Source organism: Dactylosporangium sp. CA-052675 (genome assembly GCF_050947935.1).
Taxonomy (GTDB): Bacteria; Actinomycetota; Actinomycetes; order Mycobacteriales; family Micromonosporaceae; genus Dactylosporangium.
In genome coordinates this window covers 2,024,052-2,040,954 of sequence record NZ_CP192010.1, presented here as the reverse complement: position 1 = coordinate 2,040,954, position 16,903 = coordinate 2,024,052, and the positions used below count along the sequence as shown (strand labels likewise).

General features: G+C 73.1%; 17 protein-coding genes. 10 read left to right on the top strand and 7 right to left on the bottom strand.

Features of this window, described 5'->3' with window-relative positions; translation table 11 throughout:
* Positions 1-6 precede the first annotated feature (6 nt).
* Entirely contained in the window at positions 7-966 is a 960-nt protein-coding gene (locus ACQP1P_RS09210; RefSeq protein ID WP_433084969.1) for a quinone oxidoreductase family protein, read from the top strand.
* 230 nt (positions 967-1,196) lie between these two features.
* Here ACQP1P_RS09210 and ACQP1P_RS09205 read toward each other — a convergent pair whose 3' ends face one another.
* Positions 1,197-2,102, bottom strand: a complete 906-nt coding sequence (locus ACQP1P_RS09205; protein ID WP_433084967.1) for a serine protein kinase RIO — start codon at positions 2,100-2,102, stop codon at positions 1,197-1,199.
* 144 nt (positions 2,103-2,246) lie between these two features.
* Entirely contained in the window at positions 2,247-2,894 is a 648-nt protein-coding gene (locus tag ACQP1P_RS09200) for an HAD family hydrolase (RefSeq protein ID WP_433084965.1), read from the bottom strand.
* Between the two features lie 154 nt (positions 2,895-3,048).
* On the opposite strand from ACQP1P_RS09200, the gene ACQP1P_RS09195 reads away from it, so the two are divergent.
* The 6 genes from ACQP1P_RS09195 (at position 3,049) to ACQP1P_RS09170 (ending at position 7,751) form a co-directional block, all read left to right on the top strand.
* Positions 3,049-3,621 carry a TetR/AcrR family transcriptional regulator gene (locus ACQP1P_RS09195; RefSeq protein WP_433084963.1) on the top strand — a complete coding sequence of 191 codons (573 nt, stop codon included), beginning with the start codon at positions 3,049-3,051 and terminating at the stop codon, positions 3,619-3,621.
* Positions 3,622-3,703: 82 nt separating this feature from the next.
* The gene (locus ACQP1P_RS09190) at positions 3,704-4,648 is read left to right on the top strand and encodes a TIGR04222 domain-containing membrane protein (RefSeq protein ID WP_433084961.1); all 945 of its coding nucleotides are present in this window, start codon (positions 3,704-3,706) and stop codon (positions 4,646-4,648) included.
* A complete protein-coding gene (locus tag ACQP1P_RS09185; RefSeq protein ID WP_433084959.1) occupies positions 4,645-5,469 on the top strand; it encodes a DUF692 domain-containing protein in 825 nt (274 codons plus the stop codon). Before ACQP1P_RS09190 ends, ACQP1P_RS09185 begins: the two co-directional genes overlap by 4 nt.
* A complete protein-coding gene (locus tag ACQP1P_RS09180) occupies positions 5,451-5,855 on the top strand; it encodes a hypothetical protein (protein ID WP_433084957.1) in 405 nt (134 codons plus the stop codon). Before ACQP1P_RS09185 ends, ACQP1P_RS09180 begins: the two co-directional genes overlap by 19 nt.
* A gap of 535 nt (positions 5,856-6,390) precedes the next feature.
* On the top strand, positions 6,391-6,798 hold the full coding sequence (locus ACQP1P_RS09175; RefSeq protein WP_433084955.1) for a hypothetical protein: 408 nt from the start codon (positions 6,391-6,393) through the stop codon (positions 6,796-6,798).
* Positions 6,799-6,917: 119 nt separating this feature from the next.
* On the top strand, positions 6,918-7,751 hold the full coding sequence (locus tag ACQP1P_RS09170) for a caspase family protein (protein WP_433084953.1): 834 nt from the start codon (positions 6,918-6,920) through the stop codon (positions 7,749-7,751).
* A gap of 63 nt (positions 7,752-7,814) precedes the next feature.
* Here ACQP1P_RS09170 and ACQP1P_RS09165 read toward each other — a convergent pair whose 3' ends face one another.
* From ACQP1P_RS09165 to ACQP1P_RS09155, 3 genes are all read right to left on the bottom strand, one after another.
* A complete protein-coding gene (locus ACQP1P_RS09165; RefSeq protein ID WP_433084951.1) occupies positions 7,815-9,791 on the bottom strand; it encodes an ABC transporter ATP-binding protein in 1,977 nt (658 codons plus the stop codon).
* Between the two features lie 141 nt (positions 9,792-9,932).
* A complete protein-coding gene (locus ACQP1P_RS09160) occupies positions 9,933-10,706 on the bottom strand; it encodes an enoyl-CoA hydratase/isomerase family protein (RefSeq protein ID WP_433084949.1) in 774 nt (257 codons plus the stop codon).
* The gene (locus tag ACQP1P_RS09155) at positions 10,703-10,927 is read right to left on the bottom strand and encodes a helix-turn-helix domain-containing protein (protein ID WP_223102223.1); all 225 of its coding nucleotides are present in this window, start codon (positions 10,925-10,927) and stop codon (positions 10,703-10,705) included. Before ACQP1P_RS09155 ends, ACQP1P_RS09160 begins: the two co-directional genes overlap by 4 nt.
* Positions 10,928-11,065: 138 nt before the next feature.
* Here ACQP1P_RS09155 and ACQP1P_RS09150 point away from each other — a divergent pair, with 138 nt between their 5' ends.
* Entirely contained in the window at positions 11,066-12,397 is a 1,332-nt protein-coding gene (locus ACQP1P_RS09150; RefSeq protein ID WP_433084948.1) for a hypothetical protein, read from the top strand.
* Positions 12,398-12,653: 256 nt separating this feature from the next.
* Here the strand turns inward: ACQP1P_RS09150 and ACQP1P_RS09145 are convergent, their stop codons facing one another.
* On the bottom strand, positions 12,654-14,252 hold the full coding sequence (locus tag ACQP1P_RS09145) for an ABC-F family ATP-binding cassette domain-containing protein (RefSeq protein ID WP_433084946.1): 1,599 nt from the start codon (positions 14,250-14,252) through the stop codon (positions 12,654-12,656).
* A 181-nt stretch (positions 14,253-14,433) separates the two neighbouring features.
* Between ACQP1P_RS09145 and ypfJ the strand changes: the two genes are divergently transcribed.
* Together ypfJ and ACQP1P_RS09135 are read left to right on the top strand one after the other, a co-directional pair.
* Entirely contained in the window at positions 14,434-15,369 is a 936-nt protein-coding gene (ypfJ, locus tag ACQP1P_RS09140; RefSeq protein WP_433084944.1) for a KPN_02809 family neutral zinc metallopeptidase, read from the top strand.
* The gene (locus ACQP1P_RS09135) at positions 15,366-16,031 is read left to right on the top strand and encodes a DNA alkylation repair protein (RefSeq protein WP_433084942.1); all 666 of its coding nucleotides are present in this window, start codon (positions 15,366-15,368) and stop codon (positions 16,029-16,031) included. The genes ypfJ and ACQP1P_RS09135 overlap by 4 nt, the downstream gene beginning before the upstream one ends.
* 134 nt (positions 16,032-16,165) lie before the next feature.
* On the opposite strand, the gene ACQP1P_RS09130 is transcribed toward ACQP1P_RS09135, so the two are convergent.
* Positions 16,166-16,795, bottom strand: coding sequence for a LysE family transporter (locus ACQP1P_RS09130; RefSeq protein ID WP_433084941.1), 630 nt, complete (start codon positions 16,793-16,795; stop codon positions 16,166-16,168).
* Positions 16,796-16,903: the final 108 nt, after the last annotated feature.

Sequence of the window (16,903 nt, the reverse complement as noted above, 5' to 3'; positions counted from 1 at the left end):
GACCCCATGCGCGCGGTGGTGTTCGGCGAGTACGGCGACCGTTCGGTCCTCAACGTCCAGCAGCGGCCCGACCCGAAGCCCGGCCCCGGCGAGGCGCTGGTGCTGGTGGAGGCCAGCGGCGTCAACTACGTCGACGTGTACCAGCGCGACGGCACCTACCAGGTCCCGCTCCCGGCGGTGCTGGGCAGCGAGGGCGCCGGGACCGTGCTGTCCTTCGGCGACGGCGTGCGCGGCCTGGCCCCCGGCGACCGGGTGGCCTGGGCCGGCATCCGCGGCAGCCACGCCGAGCAGGCGCTGGTGCCCGCCGACCGGCTCGTCCCGGTGCCCGCGGAGGTCACCACCGAGCAGGCGGCCGCGGTCCTGCTGCAGGGTCTCACCGCGCACTACCTCACCCACGACTCGTTCGCGGTCCGGCCCGGCCGCGTGGTGCTCGTGCACGCCGCCGCCGGCGGGATGGGGCAGCTGCTGACCCGGATCGTCACGCACCTCGGCGGCCGGGTCGTCGCGACCGCGTCCACGCCCGGGAAGCGGGAGCTGGCCCTGGCCGCGGGCGCCGTCCGCGCCGTGCCCTACGCCGAGGCGCTGGACGCCGTGCGCGAGGTCACCGGGGGCGCGGGCGCCGACGCGGTGTACGACGGCGTCGGCGCGGACACGTTCGACGCCAGCCTCGAGGCGCTGCGCCCGCGGGGCACCCTGGTGCTGTTCGGCGCGGCGAGCGGCAAGGTGGCGCCGTTCGACCCGCTGCGCCTGATGGCCGGTTCGTATTTCCTGACCCGGCCGACGCTCGGACATTTCATCGCGTCCCGCACGGAATTGCTCGAACGCGCGGAAACGCTGTTCGGCTGGGTGGCCGACGGCATTGTGGACGCGGCCGTCACGGGGCGCTATCCGCTGGACGCGGTGGCGGACGCATATGCCGCACTGGAGGGCCGCGAGTCCACCGGAAAGCTCCTCATTACTCCGTGATCATGGTCTCACCGCAGGAGCCTGGCGGCATTCGCGGCGCGGCGCTGCAGTACACCTTCCATGGTTCAGGGCCGTCGGCGGCGCGAGCAGGCTGAGGCCGAGCGTTGCCGGCGCGGCGGTCCACATGGGCTGAGGCCCCTCGAACTGCGGCCCGGTGGACCACCCTCCCCGCCGAGGTCCGCGCCTGCCGCGGCTCGCCCGGTCACGAACCCGGGCGAGCCGCGGTCTGCTCAGCGCATGCCGGCGTCGCGCAGCAGCTCGGCGACGAGCGGCTCCGGCTCGACGGCGAGCCCCTTGCCCGTGAACCAGCGCGCCACGTTGGTCACGTCGCGGGCCAGGAACTCGGCCCCGTTCGGGTTGCCCACCACGTCGACGATCTGCGGCAGGTCGATGAGGACCAGCCGCTCGCCGTCGACGAGCAGGTTGTACGGGGACAGGTCGCCGTGGGCCAGGCCGGCCCGGGCCAGCACCCGCAGCGCGTCGGCGAGCTGCTCCCACAGCGACGCCAGCTCCGCCGGTGAGGGGCGGGTCTGGGCGAGTCTGGGTGCGGCGGTACCGTCCGGCGCCCCCACGAACTCGAGCATGAGCTCGGTGCCGAGCAGCTGCACCGGGTACGGCACGCAGACCCCCAGCGCCCAGAGCCGCCCGAGCGCCGCGAACTCCGCGGCCGCCCACTGCCCGGCGATCGCCTCGCGCCCGAAGGCGGTGCGGGCCGCCATCGCACGGGTGACGCGGGACGCGCGGACGCGGCGGCCCTCGAGATAGCCGGCGTCGCGGTGGAACATGCGGTGCTCCGCGGACCGGTAGCGCTTGGCCGCCAGCAGCGCCCGGGCGCCGGCGGCGTCCGAGCCGGGCACGGCCCGCTCGACGAGATGGACGTCGGCCTCCTTGCCCGTCTTGAGCACGCCGAGCTCGGTGTCCCGGGCGGCGAGCGACGTCACCACCCACTCGGGGCGGGGCTCGGGGCCGTGCAGCACGCCGGGGGCGTCCCAGGTCGTGTACCGCGCCTCGTCGCCGGACGGATCGTCCGACGTCTCCCACGCCGGGTCGAAGTCGTGGGAGAGGCGCTTCAGGAAAGTCGGGTCGTCGTCGTCGAAACGGCGACGGCGAGGTGATGCGAAGTCATGGTCGCGCAACGCGAGTGCTCCTGAGTCGGAAGGGTCAACGGGTTGTCGGGCATGCGAAAACGCGCCATGACGGCAGCCATGCGAATCAACCCCCTTCCGTCTCGAAGTCGGAAACAGCCTGCGGTACCCCCGGATCGGGCGCAACCGGATTTCTCAGCGGGAGGCCATGACCTCGGCGATCGCGGCGATCACGCCGTCGGCCGACCGGGTCGGCGCGTAGCGCCGCTCGATCCACTCCCGCCCGCGGTGCAGCCAGACGCTGCGCATCCCGGCCGCCTCCGCCCCGCCGATGTCGGCCTCGGGGCTGTCGCCGATCATCCACGCGCCCGACAGGCGCATCCGGGCCCGCTCGGCCGCGATGGCGAAGATGCGCGGGTTCGGCTTGCGCACGCCCGCCTCCTCGGAGATGACCCAGTCGGCGAGGTACCGGTCCAGGCCGGTCTTGCGCAGCTTCTCCTCCTGCTGGCGGGACTCGCCGTTGGTGACGACCACCGGCACCCAGCCGGAGTCCTCGGCGATCGCGAGGGCGCACGCGGTCAGCGGGTCGAGCCGGATCCGGTCCATGATCGCCTGGCGGATCTCCTCGACGAGGTCGAGCGCGCTGTAGCGCAGCCCGTAGCGTTCGCGCAGCCCCTCGGCCACGTCCCACGCGGAGCCCATCCCGTCGGCGTCCACCGAGAGCAGCCACTCGAGGTCGTATTCGGGCGCGCCGATCTCCGCGAGGAACCCGCTCGCCCACGCGCGGAACGCCCCGGCCCTGTCCAGCAGGGTGTCGTCCAGGCTGAGCAACAACAGGGGCACGCGGGCAGGGTACGTGACGAGCCCCATATCGAACAGATCCTCATGTTCGCGCTGGGCTCGGCAAATCCCCGCAAACGGGGGCCAAACGGCGGGAAGAAACACGGGCGAAACGACCCTGTTCGCAAACCGTATGTACGGCTTGCATAATCGACAGGTGCCCCGGGTGAGCCAGGACCAGCTCGACGCGCGCCGCAAGGAGATCCTCACCGGCGCGCGGACGTGCTTCGCCCGCCACGGCTACGAGGGCGCGACCGTGCGGCGGCTCGAGGAGGAGATCGGCCTGTCCCGCGGCGCGATCTTCCACCACTTCCGCGACAAGGACTCGCTCTTCCTGGCCGTCGCCGAGGACGACGCCGCCACCATGGTAGCGACGGTCGCCGAACACGGCCTGGTCCAGGTGATGCGCGACCTGCTGGCCTCGGCCGACGCCTCCGACACCGGCGGGTGGCTCGGCAGCCAGCTCGAGGTGTCACGGCGGCTGCGCACCGACCCCGAGTTCGCCAAGCGCTGGGCGGCCCGCTCCGAGGCCGTGGCCGCCGCCACCCGCGAACGCCTCCAGCGCCAGCTCGAGGCCGGCGTCCTGCGCGACGACGTGCCCATCGGCATCCTCGCCCAGTTCCTCGAGCTCGCCTACGACGGGCTCGTGCTGCACCTGGCCACCGGCCGCCCGGTCGCCGATCTGGAGGCCGTGCTCAACCTGGTCGAGGCGGCCGTACGGCGTAATTGACCGGTGGCTGTCGGCCACAAGGTTTCCTCAAGTGTCCGACCGGCGAGATGCCTCGCTCGACATCGACACCCACACTGGGCGCATGACGACATCGATCGTGGCGGGGCCGGGTGACACCTGGGGCATCCCGGGCCCGCAGTTCCTGTGGCTGTACTTCGGCCTCGCCGCCGTTGCGATCGTCGGCGTGCTCATCTACCGGCGCTCGATCACGGGCGGCCCGTCGTTGCGCAACGCCCGCGACCTCACCCCGACCCAGGCCGCGCTGATCAACGGGGATCGCCGCCTCGCCGTCTACAGCTCCCTCGCCGCCCTGCGCGCCGCCGGCAGCATCGAGAGCGACAAGCGCGGATACCTCCGCCAGACCGCCCTCCCGCCGACCGGCGCCTCCGAACTCGACCGCGCCGTCCACGCCCTCACCCGCGACGGCATCTCCACCACCGGCGTGCTCACCCACGCGACCGTGCGCGCCGTGCTCGACCGCACCGAGGCCGAGCTGGCCCAGGGCGGCTGGATCCTCGACGCCGAGGCCCGCCGCGCCGTGCGCATGGGCGCCCTGGTCATCTTCGCCGTCGTCGCGCTCGGCATCATCCGCGTCTTCGCCGGCATCAGCAACGACCGGCCCGTCACCAACCTCGTCCTGCTCCTCATCCCCGTCACCGTGGTCGCGTTCGCGCTGCTGTCGACCCCGCGGGTCTCCGCGGCGGGCAAGAAGCAGCTCAACCGGATGCGCGCCGCGGTGCGTCACCTCGCGCCGAGCCAGAAGCCGTCCTGGAACACCTACGGCCCGCAGGCCGCGGCCCTGAGCGTCGGCCTCTTCGGCGTCGGCGCGTTCTACCTCGCCGACCCGGCGTTCGCGGCCGAGGCCGAGCTGCAGCGCAACATCGCGCAGACCGGCACCGGCTACTACTCCAGCTCCGGCGACTCCTCGTCCTCCAGCACCTCTTGCTCGAGCGGCTCCAGCTGCTCCAGCGGGTCCAGCTGCGGCGGTGGCGGCGGCTGCGGTGGCGGCGGAGGATGCGGCGGATGAGCGGCCCCGAATACGGCGTCGGCATCGGCTGGCGCCCCGAGATCTCCGGCTACGTGGCCGGCCTGCCCGGCCTGCGCTTCACCGAGGTCGTCGCCGAGTCGATCCACACCCACGCACCCCTGCCCGACGCGCTCGCCGAGCTCGTCGGGCGGGGGGTCCGCGTGATCCCGCACGGCGTCAAGCTGTCCCTGGGCGGGGCGGAGCCGATCGCCGACGAGCGCGCCGCCCACCTCTACGAGTGCGCCCGGCTCCTCGGCGCGCCGATGGTCAGCGAGCACATCGCGTTCGTCCGCGCCGGCGGCCTGGAGGCCGGGCATCTCCTGCCGGTCCCGCGCACCCGCGAGGCGCTCGACGCGATCGTCGCCAACGTCCGCCGGGCCCGGTCCGCGCTCGGCGGCGTGCCGCTGGCCCTGGAACCGATCGCCGCCCTCTTCGACTGGCCGGACGCGGAGCTCACCGAGGCCGAGTTCCTGACCGAGATCCTCGACCGCACCGGGTGCGCGCTCCTGCTCGACATCGCCAACGTGTACGCGAACGCCCGCAACCGCCGCGAATCCCCCACGGCCCTGCTCGACGCGCTGCCCCTCGATCGGATCGCGTACGTCCACGTCGCCGGCGGCACGGAACACGGCGGCTACTACCACGACACCCACACCGACGCGATCCCCGCCGAGGTCCTGACCCTGGTCAAGGAGCTCTGCGCCCGGACGACCCCACCCGCCCTCATGCTGGAGCGCGACGGCGACTATCCCCCCGCCGCGACGCTCACGGCCGAGCTCGACGCCATCGCGGAGGCGGCCGGATGGCCGGCCGTGACCTGACCGGCCTCGCCGCACAGCAGGCGGCGCTCGTCGCGTCCCTGGTCGCGGGCGGCGAGCTGCCGGCGGGCTTCGACGGGCCGGCGGTCCAGGCCACGCGGGTGGCGCTGCGGCGCAAACGGGCCGGCGAGGTGGCCCGGGCGTGGCCGATGCTGGCCGCGTCGTACGGCCGGTCCTGGCCGGCGACATTCGCCGCGTGGGCGCAGGGGCGGCCGCCGAACGGCTCCCTGCGCGACGGCTGGGACTTCGCCCGCGCGATGGGCCCGGCCCTGCCGGAGCTGGCGCGGGAGGAGCTGTCGGAGCGCGAGAAGGCCTTCACGTACGACGGCGAGTCGGCCCCGGTCCCCCGCCGCCGCCCAGGCCTGTGGTCCCGCCTGCGCAACCGCTGAGCCTCCCGGGTTGCCAGGCGTCCTCCCCGCCGTCGGCGGGAGCACCGCAGGCGGCCAGCCGTCCTCTCCTGCGTCGGCGGGAGCATCGCGGGCGGCCAGCCGTCCTCTCCTGCGTCGGCGGGAGCATCGCGGGCGGCCAGCCGTCCTCTCCTGCGTCGGCGGGAGCGTCGCGGGCGGCCAGGCCTCCTCCCCGACGGCGGCGGGAGCATCGCAGGGCGGTCGGCGGTGGCCGATTCCGGACAGTACGGACCCGAACGACCGCTGCCGAACGAAGATCCCGGCACGACGGAATCCGAAGCTCAGCGCCCTGCGACCCGCCGGCCGGGGCAGATCGGCCGGACGCGAACGACAGGATCCGAACGATCTGCCCCGCCTTGTATCAGGAACAACCAGCCCGTCCTCATGTCACCTGAAACGGGCGCCCCCACCACCCCCAGCCGGCGGCGCCACAGCGGGGACGGAGACACACCTTGCACCCACGAACCACCCGGTCGCGCACCGCGTCCACCCGCCGGAGCCCCAGCCGCGCGCGGTCATGACCGCCCCCGACGACGAGGACGAGGCCCTGCTGGCCGAGCTGCGCCGCGTGTTCGCCGCGCTCGACGCACGGCCCGCGGCCCCGCCTCCCGCCGCGGCCCCACCGGCGGCCCGGCCACCCCGAGCCCGCGCGGCCGGGCGCGCCCCGGCACCACCCGGCGACCCTTCCGGCTCCCCCGACGGCGCCCGCCCCGCACCCTCCGGCCCCGACGCGCCCGGCCCGGCCGGCCAACCGGGTGCCGGCCGGGGCCGCCTCGCGTGGGACGACTTCGAGCTCCGGCGCCCGGCCTCCGGCCGGGCCGGCCAGCAGCACCGGCCCGCCCCGGCGGCCGAGCGCGGCCGGTCCCTGCCGCCGGTCAAGGATTCGCAGGCCCCTGAGCGCCGGCCGGGGCCGCCCGCGCCGTAGCGGTCCGATTTGTACGTTTGCGCGAAGGGCGCCGATCGACCGACGCGGCCCGCCCCAACCGCGGCCACCCTCCGTGACGCCACCAGTGCGTAAGGTCCACATCCGACCACGGGGGAACCATGAAACTCGCACTGTGCATCGGGATCAACGACTATCCCGGCACCGAGAACGACCTCGCCGGCTGCCGCAACGACGCCGACGACTGGGCCGGCGCGCTCGTCGCGCGCGGATTCGACACGCGGCTGCTGCTCGACGCGTCCGCCACCGGCGCCGCGATCCGGGCGGGCATCCGCGACCTGCTGGCCAGCACGAGCGCCGGCGACGCGGTCGTCATCACGTACTCCGGCCACGGCACCTGGCTGCCCGACGCCGACGGCGACGAGCCCGACCACCGTGACGAGGCCATCTGCCCGCACGACATCGCCGCGAACGGCCCCCTGCTCGACGACGAGCTGCACGACATGTTCGCCCTGGCCGCCCCCGGCGTGCGTACGGTCCTGATCTCCGACTCCTGCCACTCCGGCACGCTGACGAGGCTGCACCACCCGATCGGCGACCACCCGTCGCGCACGCGCTTCCTGCCCCCGGCCACGTTCCTGCCACCGCACCAGCACCTGCGCGCGGCCCAGCTCCCGCCCGCCGGCCCGGCCCCGCGACCGCTCGCGGCCGCACCCCGGACCAAGCCCCGCGAAGCGACGACCGACCAGCGCCCGACGGCCCTGCTCCTGGCCGGCTGCCGCGACGCCGAGTACTCCTACGACGCCACCTTCGACGAGCGCCCCAACGGCGCCTTCACCTACGTCGCGCTGTCCACCCTGAACCGGCTCGCCCCCACGGCGACGTACCGCGAGTGGATGCGCGCGATCCGCACGACGCTCCCCAGCCAGGACTACCCGCAGACCCCGGCCCTGCGGGGGACCGGGGAACAGCTCGCCTGGCCCCTGCTCGCCTGACCCGCGACGAGGCTGCCCTCCGCGTCCGGGCTCGCCGGGACGCGGAGGGCGGTAGCGGGCGGCCTAGGCGGTCGCGGTCGGGCGGGGCACCGGCGTATCGACCTGGGACAGCGGGGAATCGACCGGGGGCAGTGGGGAGCCGACGTGGGGCAGTGGGGAGTCGACGACGGCGAACTGCGTGCGGTACAGCTCCGCGTACAACCCGCCCGCCGCCACCAGCGCGTCGTGCGTGCCGCGCTCCACGATGCGCCCCGCGTCCACGACCAGGATCTCGTCGGCGTCGCGGATGGTGCTCAGCCGGTGCGCGATCACCAGCGCGGTGCGCCCGGCCAGGGCCTCGGCGAGGGCGCGCTGCACGGCCGCCTCCGACTCCGAGTCGAGGTGGGCCGTCGCCTCGTCCAGGATCACGATCGACGGGGCCTTGAGCAGCAGCCGCGCGATCGCGATGCGCTGCTTCTCGCCGCCGGAGAAGCGGTAGCCCCGCTCCCCCACCACCGTGTCGAGGCCGTCCGGCAGCGACTCCACCAGGTCGCCCACCTGGGCCCGGCGCAGCGCCGTCCACAGCTCCTCGTCCGTCGCCTCCGGCCGGGCGTAGCGCAGGTTCTCGGCGATGGTCTCGTGGAACAGGTGCGAGTCCTGGGTGACGACGCCGATCGTGTCGCGCAGCGACTGCAGCGTCGCCTCGCGCACGTCGACACCGCCGACGAGGACCGCGCCGCCCGTCACGTCGTACACCCGCGGCAGCAGCATCGCCGTCGTGGACTTCCCGGCGCCGGAGGGGCCGACGAGCGCGACCATCCGGCCGGGCGCCACGGTGAACGACACGCCCCGCAGCACCTCCTCGGTGACGGTGCGGTCGAGCGCGGCGACGTCCTCGAGCGAGGCGAGCGAGATCTCGGCGGCGGACGGATACCGGAAGCGGACGTCGCGGAACTCGACGGTCGCCGCGCCGCGGGGGATCTCGCGGGCGTCCGGCCGCTCGGCGATCGACGGGGCCAGGTCGAGCACCTCGAAGACGCGCTCGAAGCTGACCAGCGCGCTCATCACGTCGACGCGCACGTTGGACAGGGCCGTCAGCGGACCGTAGAGCCGGGTGAGCAGCAGGGCGAGCGTCACCACGGTGCCGGCGGTGATGCGGCCGTGCACCGCGAACCAGCCGCCCAGGCCGTAGGTGAGCGCTTGGGCCAGCGAGGCCACGAGCAGCATGCTGACGAAGAAGACGCGGCTGAACATCGCCGTCTGGATGCCGATGTCGCGCACCCGCCCGGCCCGCTCGGCGAAGCGCTCGGCCTCGTCGTCGGGGCGGCCGAAGAGCTTGACGAGCAGGGCGCCGGCGACGCCGAACCGCTCGGTCATGGTGGCGTTCATCTTCGCGTCGAGCTGGTAGGCCTCGCGGGTGATCGCGGCCAGCCGCTTGCCGACCCGGCGCGCGGGCAGGATGAACAGCGGCAGCATCACCAGCGAGATGAGGGTGATCTGCCACGACAGCGTGAGCATGACGGCCGCGGTCAGCACGAGCTGGATGACGTTGCTGACCACGCCCGACAGCGTCGAGGTGAAGGCGCGCTGGGCGCCCTGCACGTCGTTGTTGAGCCGGCTCACCAGGGCGCCGGTCTGCGTGCGGGTGAAGAACTGCAGGGGCATGCGCTGCACGTGGTCGTAGACCAGCCGGCGCAGCGCGAGGATGATGCCCTCACCGATGCGTGCGGAATACCACCGCTGGGCGAGCGACAGCAGCGCGTCGACGATCGCGAGCCCGCCGATGATCAGCGCGATCCGCACGACCGCCGCCCCGGCGTCGGGCCCGCCGCGGCCGATCTTGTTGACGACGTCCCCGGCCAGGTAGGGCGTCGCGACCCCGATGCCGGCCCCGATCACGACCGTGAGCAGGAAGACGGCGATGTCGCGCCGGTAGGGCCGGGCGAAGCGCAGGATGCGCCTGGTCGTGTCGCGGCCGAGCTTCTTGCCGGCCAGCTCGTCGGCCTTGCGCAGCGAGCGCAGGGTCTCCCACCCCGTCATGCTGCTCATCGGCGAGGACATGCCGCACACCCCCGAACAAAAGAAGTACCTGCCGGGTGATTGTGCCCGGCAGGTACGACAACTTTCGGAGGCCGCCGCGGCTTCCCGGCGGCGACCAGGCCTTTGGTCCTAGGTCCCAGGACCATCAGGCCGGGTCGCGGCTCACTCGCCGCGACCGGTCAGGTCGGCGATCCGCCGCAGCTGGGCCGCGCGCTCGGCGGCCTCCTGCTCGGCGAACGTGTGCGCCGCGGCCTGCGCCAGCAGCGCCTTGATCTCGATCACCGCGTCCCGCGGGCCGGCGAGCACGGCGGCCGCGAGGTCCTTGGCGGCGTCGTCGAGCTCGTCGCGCGGTACGACCACATTGGCCAGGCCGATCTGGGACGCCTCGGCAGCCGTCACCCGCCGCCCGGTCACGCAGAGCTCGAGCGCCCGGGCGTAGCCGACCAGCTCGACCAGGCGCTTGGTGCCGCCCAGGTCGGGCACGAGGCCGAGCTTGATCTCGGCCATGCTGAACGAGACGTCCTCGGCCGCGACGCGGAAGTCGCAGGCCAGGGCCACCTGGAAGCCGGCCCCGATGGCGTGGCCCTGCACCGCGGCGATCGAGATCAGCGAGGGCCGGCGCAGCCAGGCGAACGCCTCCTGGAAGCCCGCGATGCGGGCGTCGGAGTCCGGACCGGCGGCGATCTCACCGAGCATCGCGGTCGCGGCGGTGGTGTCGAGCCCGGCTGAGAAGGCCCGTCCCTCGCCGCGGACGATGACGACGCGGACGTCACCCGGCAGTGTCCGACCGAACTCGCGCAGATCGGCCCAGAGAGCGGGGGTCTGCGCGTTGAGAACCTGGGGCCGGCACAACGTCACCGTCGCGACCGGCCCGTCGAGGTCGAAGCGCGCCTCACCCGAGCCGGGTGCGGCGCTTGCCGAGGAGCTGGCGCTCACGCCTTCTTGCGGCGGCGCGCGCCGCCACGCTGACGAAGCTGAACGCCGGATTCGGTCAGCACACGGTGCACGAATCCGTAGGAACGGCCGGTGGAAGCGGCGAGCGCACGGATACTCTCACCGTTGGTGTACCGCTTCACGAGGTCCTTCGCCAGCGTCTGCCTTTCGGCGCCGATGATCCGGCGGCCCTTCTCGGTGCTGGTGGTGGCGGTGGCTGCCATGCTGATCCCTCACGTCCCAGACAGAGCGGTTGGTGCGGTCCCACCTATTAGACCGCCTCGAACGATCATGCGCTAGATATCGACGGGGCGCCAACCGACACGCAGAGCATTGTCCGCTACCCGATACCGTGTTGCACCGTGTTGAGCGAACCGTCCACGGCGCCCCGGCGCACTGCGCACCGTGAGCGCATCGATGCGCTGTGTTGGCTGCTCCTGGCCCTCGGGGGCCTCGCCCTGGCGGCGCTCGCGGTGCAGCTCGACGCCCGTCTGGGCACCGCCAGTGCCCCCTTCCTCGGAAGGTACAAGATCAGAATCGGTCTCGGATCGATGCTGGCCCCCGTCGTCGCCGCCGGGACCCTGTGGACCGCCGCGGCGAGCCGGTTCACCCGGTGGAGATGGCACGAAATTCAGCTTTTCGGGTACACGGTGGGCCTGCTGTGGGCAATCGCTTTGGCGCTTGTCGATGGCTGGTCGGGCCTTACGAAAGCCTTGGGCTCACCCGAGGAATACCTGGGAGACGTCGCACAGGTGGGCGACTCCCCACGCACATACCTCAGACATTTCACGGCCGACGCGGCGTACCACTCGGTAGCTTCGCGGGGCCATCCTCCGGGCCCCGTACTCTTTTTGTGGGCGCTGCAACGAATCGGCGTCGACGACCACATTGTGCTCGGTTTCCTGATCACCGCGGTATCGGTACTCACGATTCCCCTCGTGCTCGCCGCGGTGCGCGACTCGGTCGGCGAGGTGGCGGCGCGACGGTACCTGCCGGTGCTGGTCCTGGCCCCGTACGCGATCTGGACCGCGGTCAGCCTCGACGGCCTCGTCGCCGTGCTGGGCGCCGCGGCGATCGTTTCCGGCCTGCGCGCGAGCCGGCGCCGGGTGCGCGGCTGGGCGGCCACGGGCTGGGCGGTGCTGGCCGGTCTGCTGATCGGCGTGGCCGCGCTGTTCTCCTACTCCGCGCCGTGGCTCGGGCTCTCACTGGTGTGTGTGTACTTCGCCCGCCGCCGCGCCTCCCTCAACGTCCTCAGCGGCGTGGGCGCGCTGCTGCCCGTCCTGGGCGCGCAGCTGCTCGGGTTCGGGTGGGCCGACGGCCTCGTGGCCGCGGAGACGGACTACGCGGCCCGCGTGGCACCGTACCGTTCGGTGCTCTGGTGGAGCGCCATCAGCGTCGTCGTGCTCCTGCTCGCCGCCGGTCCGCCGCTGTTCGCCAGCGCCCGCAAGGTTCGCAACACCGCCATGTGGCCGTTCCTCGTGGGCGCGGGCGCCGCCGTGGTGTTCTCGATCGCGGCGGGGCTGGCCCGGGGCGGGGTCGAGCACGCCTGGCTGCCGTTCTTTCCCTGGCTCACGGTCGCGGCGGTGGCCCCGGAGCGCCCGGCCGGCGATCCGCCGCCCGCGCCGCTGCTGCTCGCGGGGCTGGGGGCGCTCGTCGCGGTGATCATCGAAGGCGTGCTCGTGACGCCTTGGTAGGACATGTCGCCCGGCGGGGTAAAAATCCGAAATGTCGCGGCGCGGAGCGCCCGACATTTCGGCAAGCGCACCACTCGGCAAGCGCACCACTCGGCAAGCGCACCACTCGGCAAGCGCACCACTCGGCAAGCGCACCACGAACGAGGTCGCCGCGCGGAGCACCCGACACTTCACCGCCAAGCGCAGCAGGAGGTCGCCGCGCGGAGCGCCCGGGATTTCGCCGCCAAGCGCACCACGAGCGGCCGACAGCCCGACCTCAGGCGAGCTCGACCAGCTCCAGCAGGTCGTCGCTCCACGCGTCCTCCACGCCGTCCGGCAGCAGGATCGCCCGGTCCGGCTTCAGCGCCTGCACCGCCCCCGGATCGTGGGTCACGAGGACGATGGCGCCGGGGTAGCGGGCGATCGCGTCGAGCACCTGCTCGCGGCTGACCGGGTCGAGGTTGTTCGTCGGCTCGTCCAGCAGCAGGACGTTCGCGCCGGAGCAGACCAGGGTCGCCAGGGCCAGCCGGGTCTTCTCGCCGCCGGACAGCACCCCGGCGGGCTTGTCCACGTCGTCGCCCGTGAACAGGAAGGCGCCGAGGATCTTGCGCAGCTCGGTGTCGTTCTGCTCCGGGGCGGCCGAGCGCATGATCTGCAGGATGGTGCGGTCGACTTCGAGCTGCTCGTGCTCCTGGGCGTAGTACCCGCGCTGGAGGCCGTGGCCCGGGGTCACCTCGCCGGTGTCGGGGTCGAGCTCGCCCGCGAGCATGCGCAGCAGCGTGGTCTTGCCGGCGCCGTTGAGGCCGAGGATGGCCACCCGGGAGCCGCGGTCCACGGCGACGTTGACGTCCATGAAGATCTCGAGCGAGCCGTAGGACTTCGACAGCCCGCGCGCGGTGAGCGGGGTCTTGCCGCAGGGCTTGGGCTCGGGGAAGCGGACCTTCGCCACCTTGTCGGCGGTGCGGACCTCTTCGAGGCCGTCGAGCATCCGCTCGGCGCGGCGGGCCATGTTCTGGGCCGCGACCGTCTTCGTGGCCTTGGCGCGCATCTTGTCGGCCTGGGCCATGAGGGCGCCGGCCTTCTTCTCGGCGTTGGCGCGCTCGCGGCGGCGGCGCTTCTCGTCGGTCTCGCGCTGCTGCTGGTACAGCTTCCAGCCCACGTTGTAGAAGTCGATCGTGGCGCGGTTGGCGTCGAGGTACCACACCTTGTTGACGATCGCGTCGAGCAGGTCGACGTCGTGGGAGATGACCACCAGCCCGCCCTTGTGGCTGGACAGGAACCCGCGCAGCCAGGTGATGCTGTCGGCGTCGAGGTGGTTGGTGGGCTCGTCGAGCAGCAGGATGCCGCCGCCGGTGGCGCTCGCGTCGCGGAAGAGGATGCGGGCCAGCTCGATGCGGCGGCGCTGACCGCCGGACATGGTGCCGATGGTCTGGCCGAGCACGCGGTCGGGCAGGCCCAGGTTGGCGCAGATGCGGGCGGCCTCGGCCTCGGCCGCGTAGCCGCCGAGCCCGGCGAACTGGTCCTCGAGCTGCCCGTAGCGCCGGATCAGCCGCTCGTCGTCGCCCAGCCGCTCCTCGAGCGCCTTCATCTCGGCGTAGATGGTGTCCAGGCCGCGCGCGGAGAGCACCCGGTCGCGGGCCGTGACCTCGAGGTCGCCGGTGCGCGGGTCCTGGGGCAGGTAGCCGACGGGGCCGCGCCGCTCCACGCTGCCCGCGTGCGGGGTGCCCTCGCCCGCGAGCACCTTGAGGGTGGTGGTCTTGCCGGCGCCGTTGCGCCCGACGAGACCGATGCGGTCCCCGGGCTGCACGCGCAGGTTGATGTCACTGAGCAGGATGCGGGCTCCAGCGCGCAGCTCGAGGCTGTTGGCCGTGATCACGGAAGCTCTCTTTCTCCAAAGGGACAGACTCCAGGTGTCGTACCGGAGTCACTCCCTCTGCGTGATCACGCCGATAGTCTACCGTGCGACCCGGGTGGCCCCGCCACACGATTACGTCACAAGATCAACGGGTACGTGCCGCACAGCAGACGCCGGTCGATATCAACCCCCGAGGTGTGCAATGGAGTTCAACGACGACGCCGATCTCGACACCAGCCAGGTCAATGACCTGCGCGGGTCGGGCGGCGGCGGTGGAGGCGGCGGCATCGGTGGCATCCCGATCCCGATCGGCGGCGGCCGCGGCGGCATCATCATCACGGTCATCATCCTGGCCGTGGTGCTCTGCGGCGGTGGCGGCCTCTTCGGCAGCGGCCTGCTCGGCGGCGGGGGCGGTGGCAGCGCCAAGCCCGACAACTCCGCGCTGAACCAGCAGTGTGACAAGTCGAACAAGGACCGCTTCAAGAACGCCGACTGCCGCAACGTGCTCTACATCAACTCCGTCCAGGCCTACTGGAAGACGGAGATGCCGGAGGCGTTCGGCAAGCAGTACCAGCCGGCGAAGACGAACTTCTTCAGCCAGTCCGTGAACACCGGCTGCGGCGCGGCCGACTCGGGCGTCGGGCCGTTCTACTGCCCGGCCGACAGCCAGGTGTACATCGACCTGACCTTCTACAACGAGCTCAACAGCCGCTTCGGCGCGTCGGGCGAGTTCGCGGCGCCGTACGTGCTCGCGCACGAGTACGGCCACCACATCCAGAACCTGCTCGGCACCAACGCCAAGGCGCAGCAGGGCGCCCAGCAGGGGGCCAGCTCCGCCTCGGTGCGCCTGGAGCTGCAGGCCGACTGCTACGCGGGCACCTGGGCCAACCACGCGACGGAGACCAAGGACCCGCAGGGCGACCCGCTGTTCAAGTCCATCACGGACCAGGACATCGCCGAGGCCGTCCAGACCGCCGAGGCCATCGGCGACGACACGATCCAGAAGAAGGCCGGCCAGAAGGTCAACCCGGACGGGTTCACGCACGGCACGTCGGCCCAGCGCAAGAAGTGGTTCACGCAGGGGTTCAACACCGGCGACCCGCGCCAGTGCGACACGTTCAACACCAGCAACCTGTGATCCTGCAGCGACTGGAGCACCTCTTCGGCGCGGCCGCCGACCCCGGGCAGGCCGCGCCGATGCGTGCGTACATGCGGGACCGCTTCGAGTTCCTCGGCATCCCGAGCGTGCCGAGGCGCGAGCTGACCCTCGACGTCCTGCGCGGCCGGCCCCGCCCGAGCGAGCCCGAACTGCTGGCCACGGCCCGCGCGTGCTGGGAGCTTCCCGAGCGGGAGTACCAGTACTTCGCCTGCGACTACCTGCGCAGACACGCGAAGGTGCTCACCCCGGCCGCGGTGCCCGTGCTGCGCGAGCTCATCACCACCAGGTCCTGGTGGGACACCGTCGACACGCTGGCGTCCAACGTGGTCGGCCCGCTCGTGCTGGCGCACCCGGAGTGCGTGTCCACCATGGACGCGTGGACGGCCGCGGGGACCGACCTGTGGCTGGTGCGCACGGCGATCCTGCATCAGCTCCGGTACGGCGAGCGGACCGACCGGGCCCGCCTCTTCGACTACTGCGACCGCTGGTCGGGCGAGCGGGACTTCTTCATCCGCAAGGGCATCGGCTGGGCGCTGCGGCAGTATGCCCGCACCGACCCGGCCGGAGTGCGCGCGTTCGTCGGCACCCACCCCGGCCTGTCCCCGCTCTCGGTGCGCGAGGCGCTCAAGCACCTGGGATGACCACCGGCCGCCCGGGACGACCGATTGCCGGCCGGGCCGACCGGGCCGACTGGACTGACCGGGCTGGCCGGCAGCCACCCGGACGAGCGGCAGCCGGCCGGGCTGATCGGCAGCGCTGTCGGTGGGCGAGGCGCTCAAGCCCCCGGGACGACCAGCAGCACGGCCAGCACCGCGATCACCGCGCTCGACACGATCGCCGACCAGAACCGGCCCCGGGCCCCGGTGAGCACCCGGCCGAGCAGCGACCCGCTCGCCGCCAGGAACAGCTGCCAGCTCGCCGACGCCGCGAACGCCGCCGCGACCCACAGCGCCTCGGCCCCGGCCGGCAGCCCGTCGTCGGCCCGGCGCCCGAGCACCAGCGAGCCGAAGTAGACGACGGTGACCGGGTTGAGCAGCGTGAGCCCGAGCAGCGTCAGGTAGGCCCGGCGCCCGTCGGCCGGGCGCGGCGTGGCGCTCTCGTGCCGGTGGCGCACCGCGTTCCAGGCGGTTCTGCCGGCCAGGACCATCAGGATCGCGAACGCCAGCCAGCGCAGCGCCCCGGAGACGGGCGCGATCACCCCGGCGAGCGCGGCTCCCCCGAGCACCGCGATGACGGCGTAGAGCCCGTCCGCGGTGGCGACCCCGAGGGCCGCGGCCGCGCCGACCCGCCACGAGTGCCGCGCGGCGAGGCTGACGATGAGCGCCCCGATCGCGCCGACGGGGACGGCGACGCCGTAGCCGGCGAGCAGGCCGCTGCCGACCACCTCGCCGAGCCCGGCGCTCACGAGCGCGGCTGGGGGCTCGCCTCCGTCACGGCGCCGGCCTGCTGTCGCGTGAACCCCTCGCCGGCGGCGGGAGACAGGGCGCGCAACGCAACAGGACCTCGGCTCATG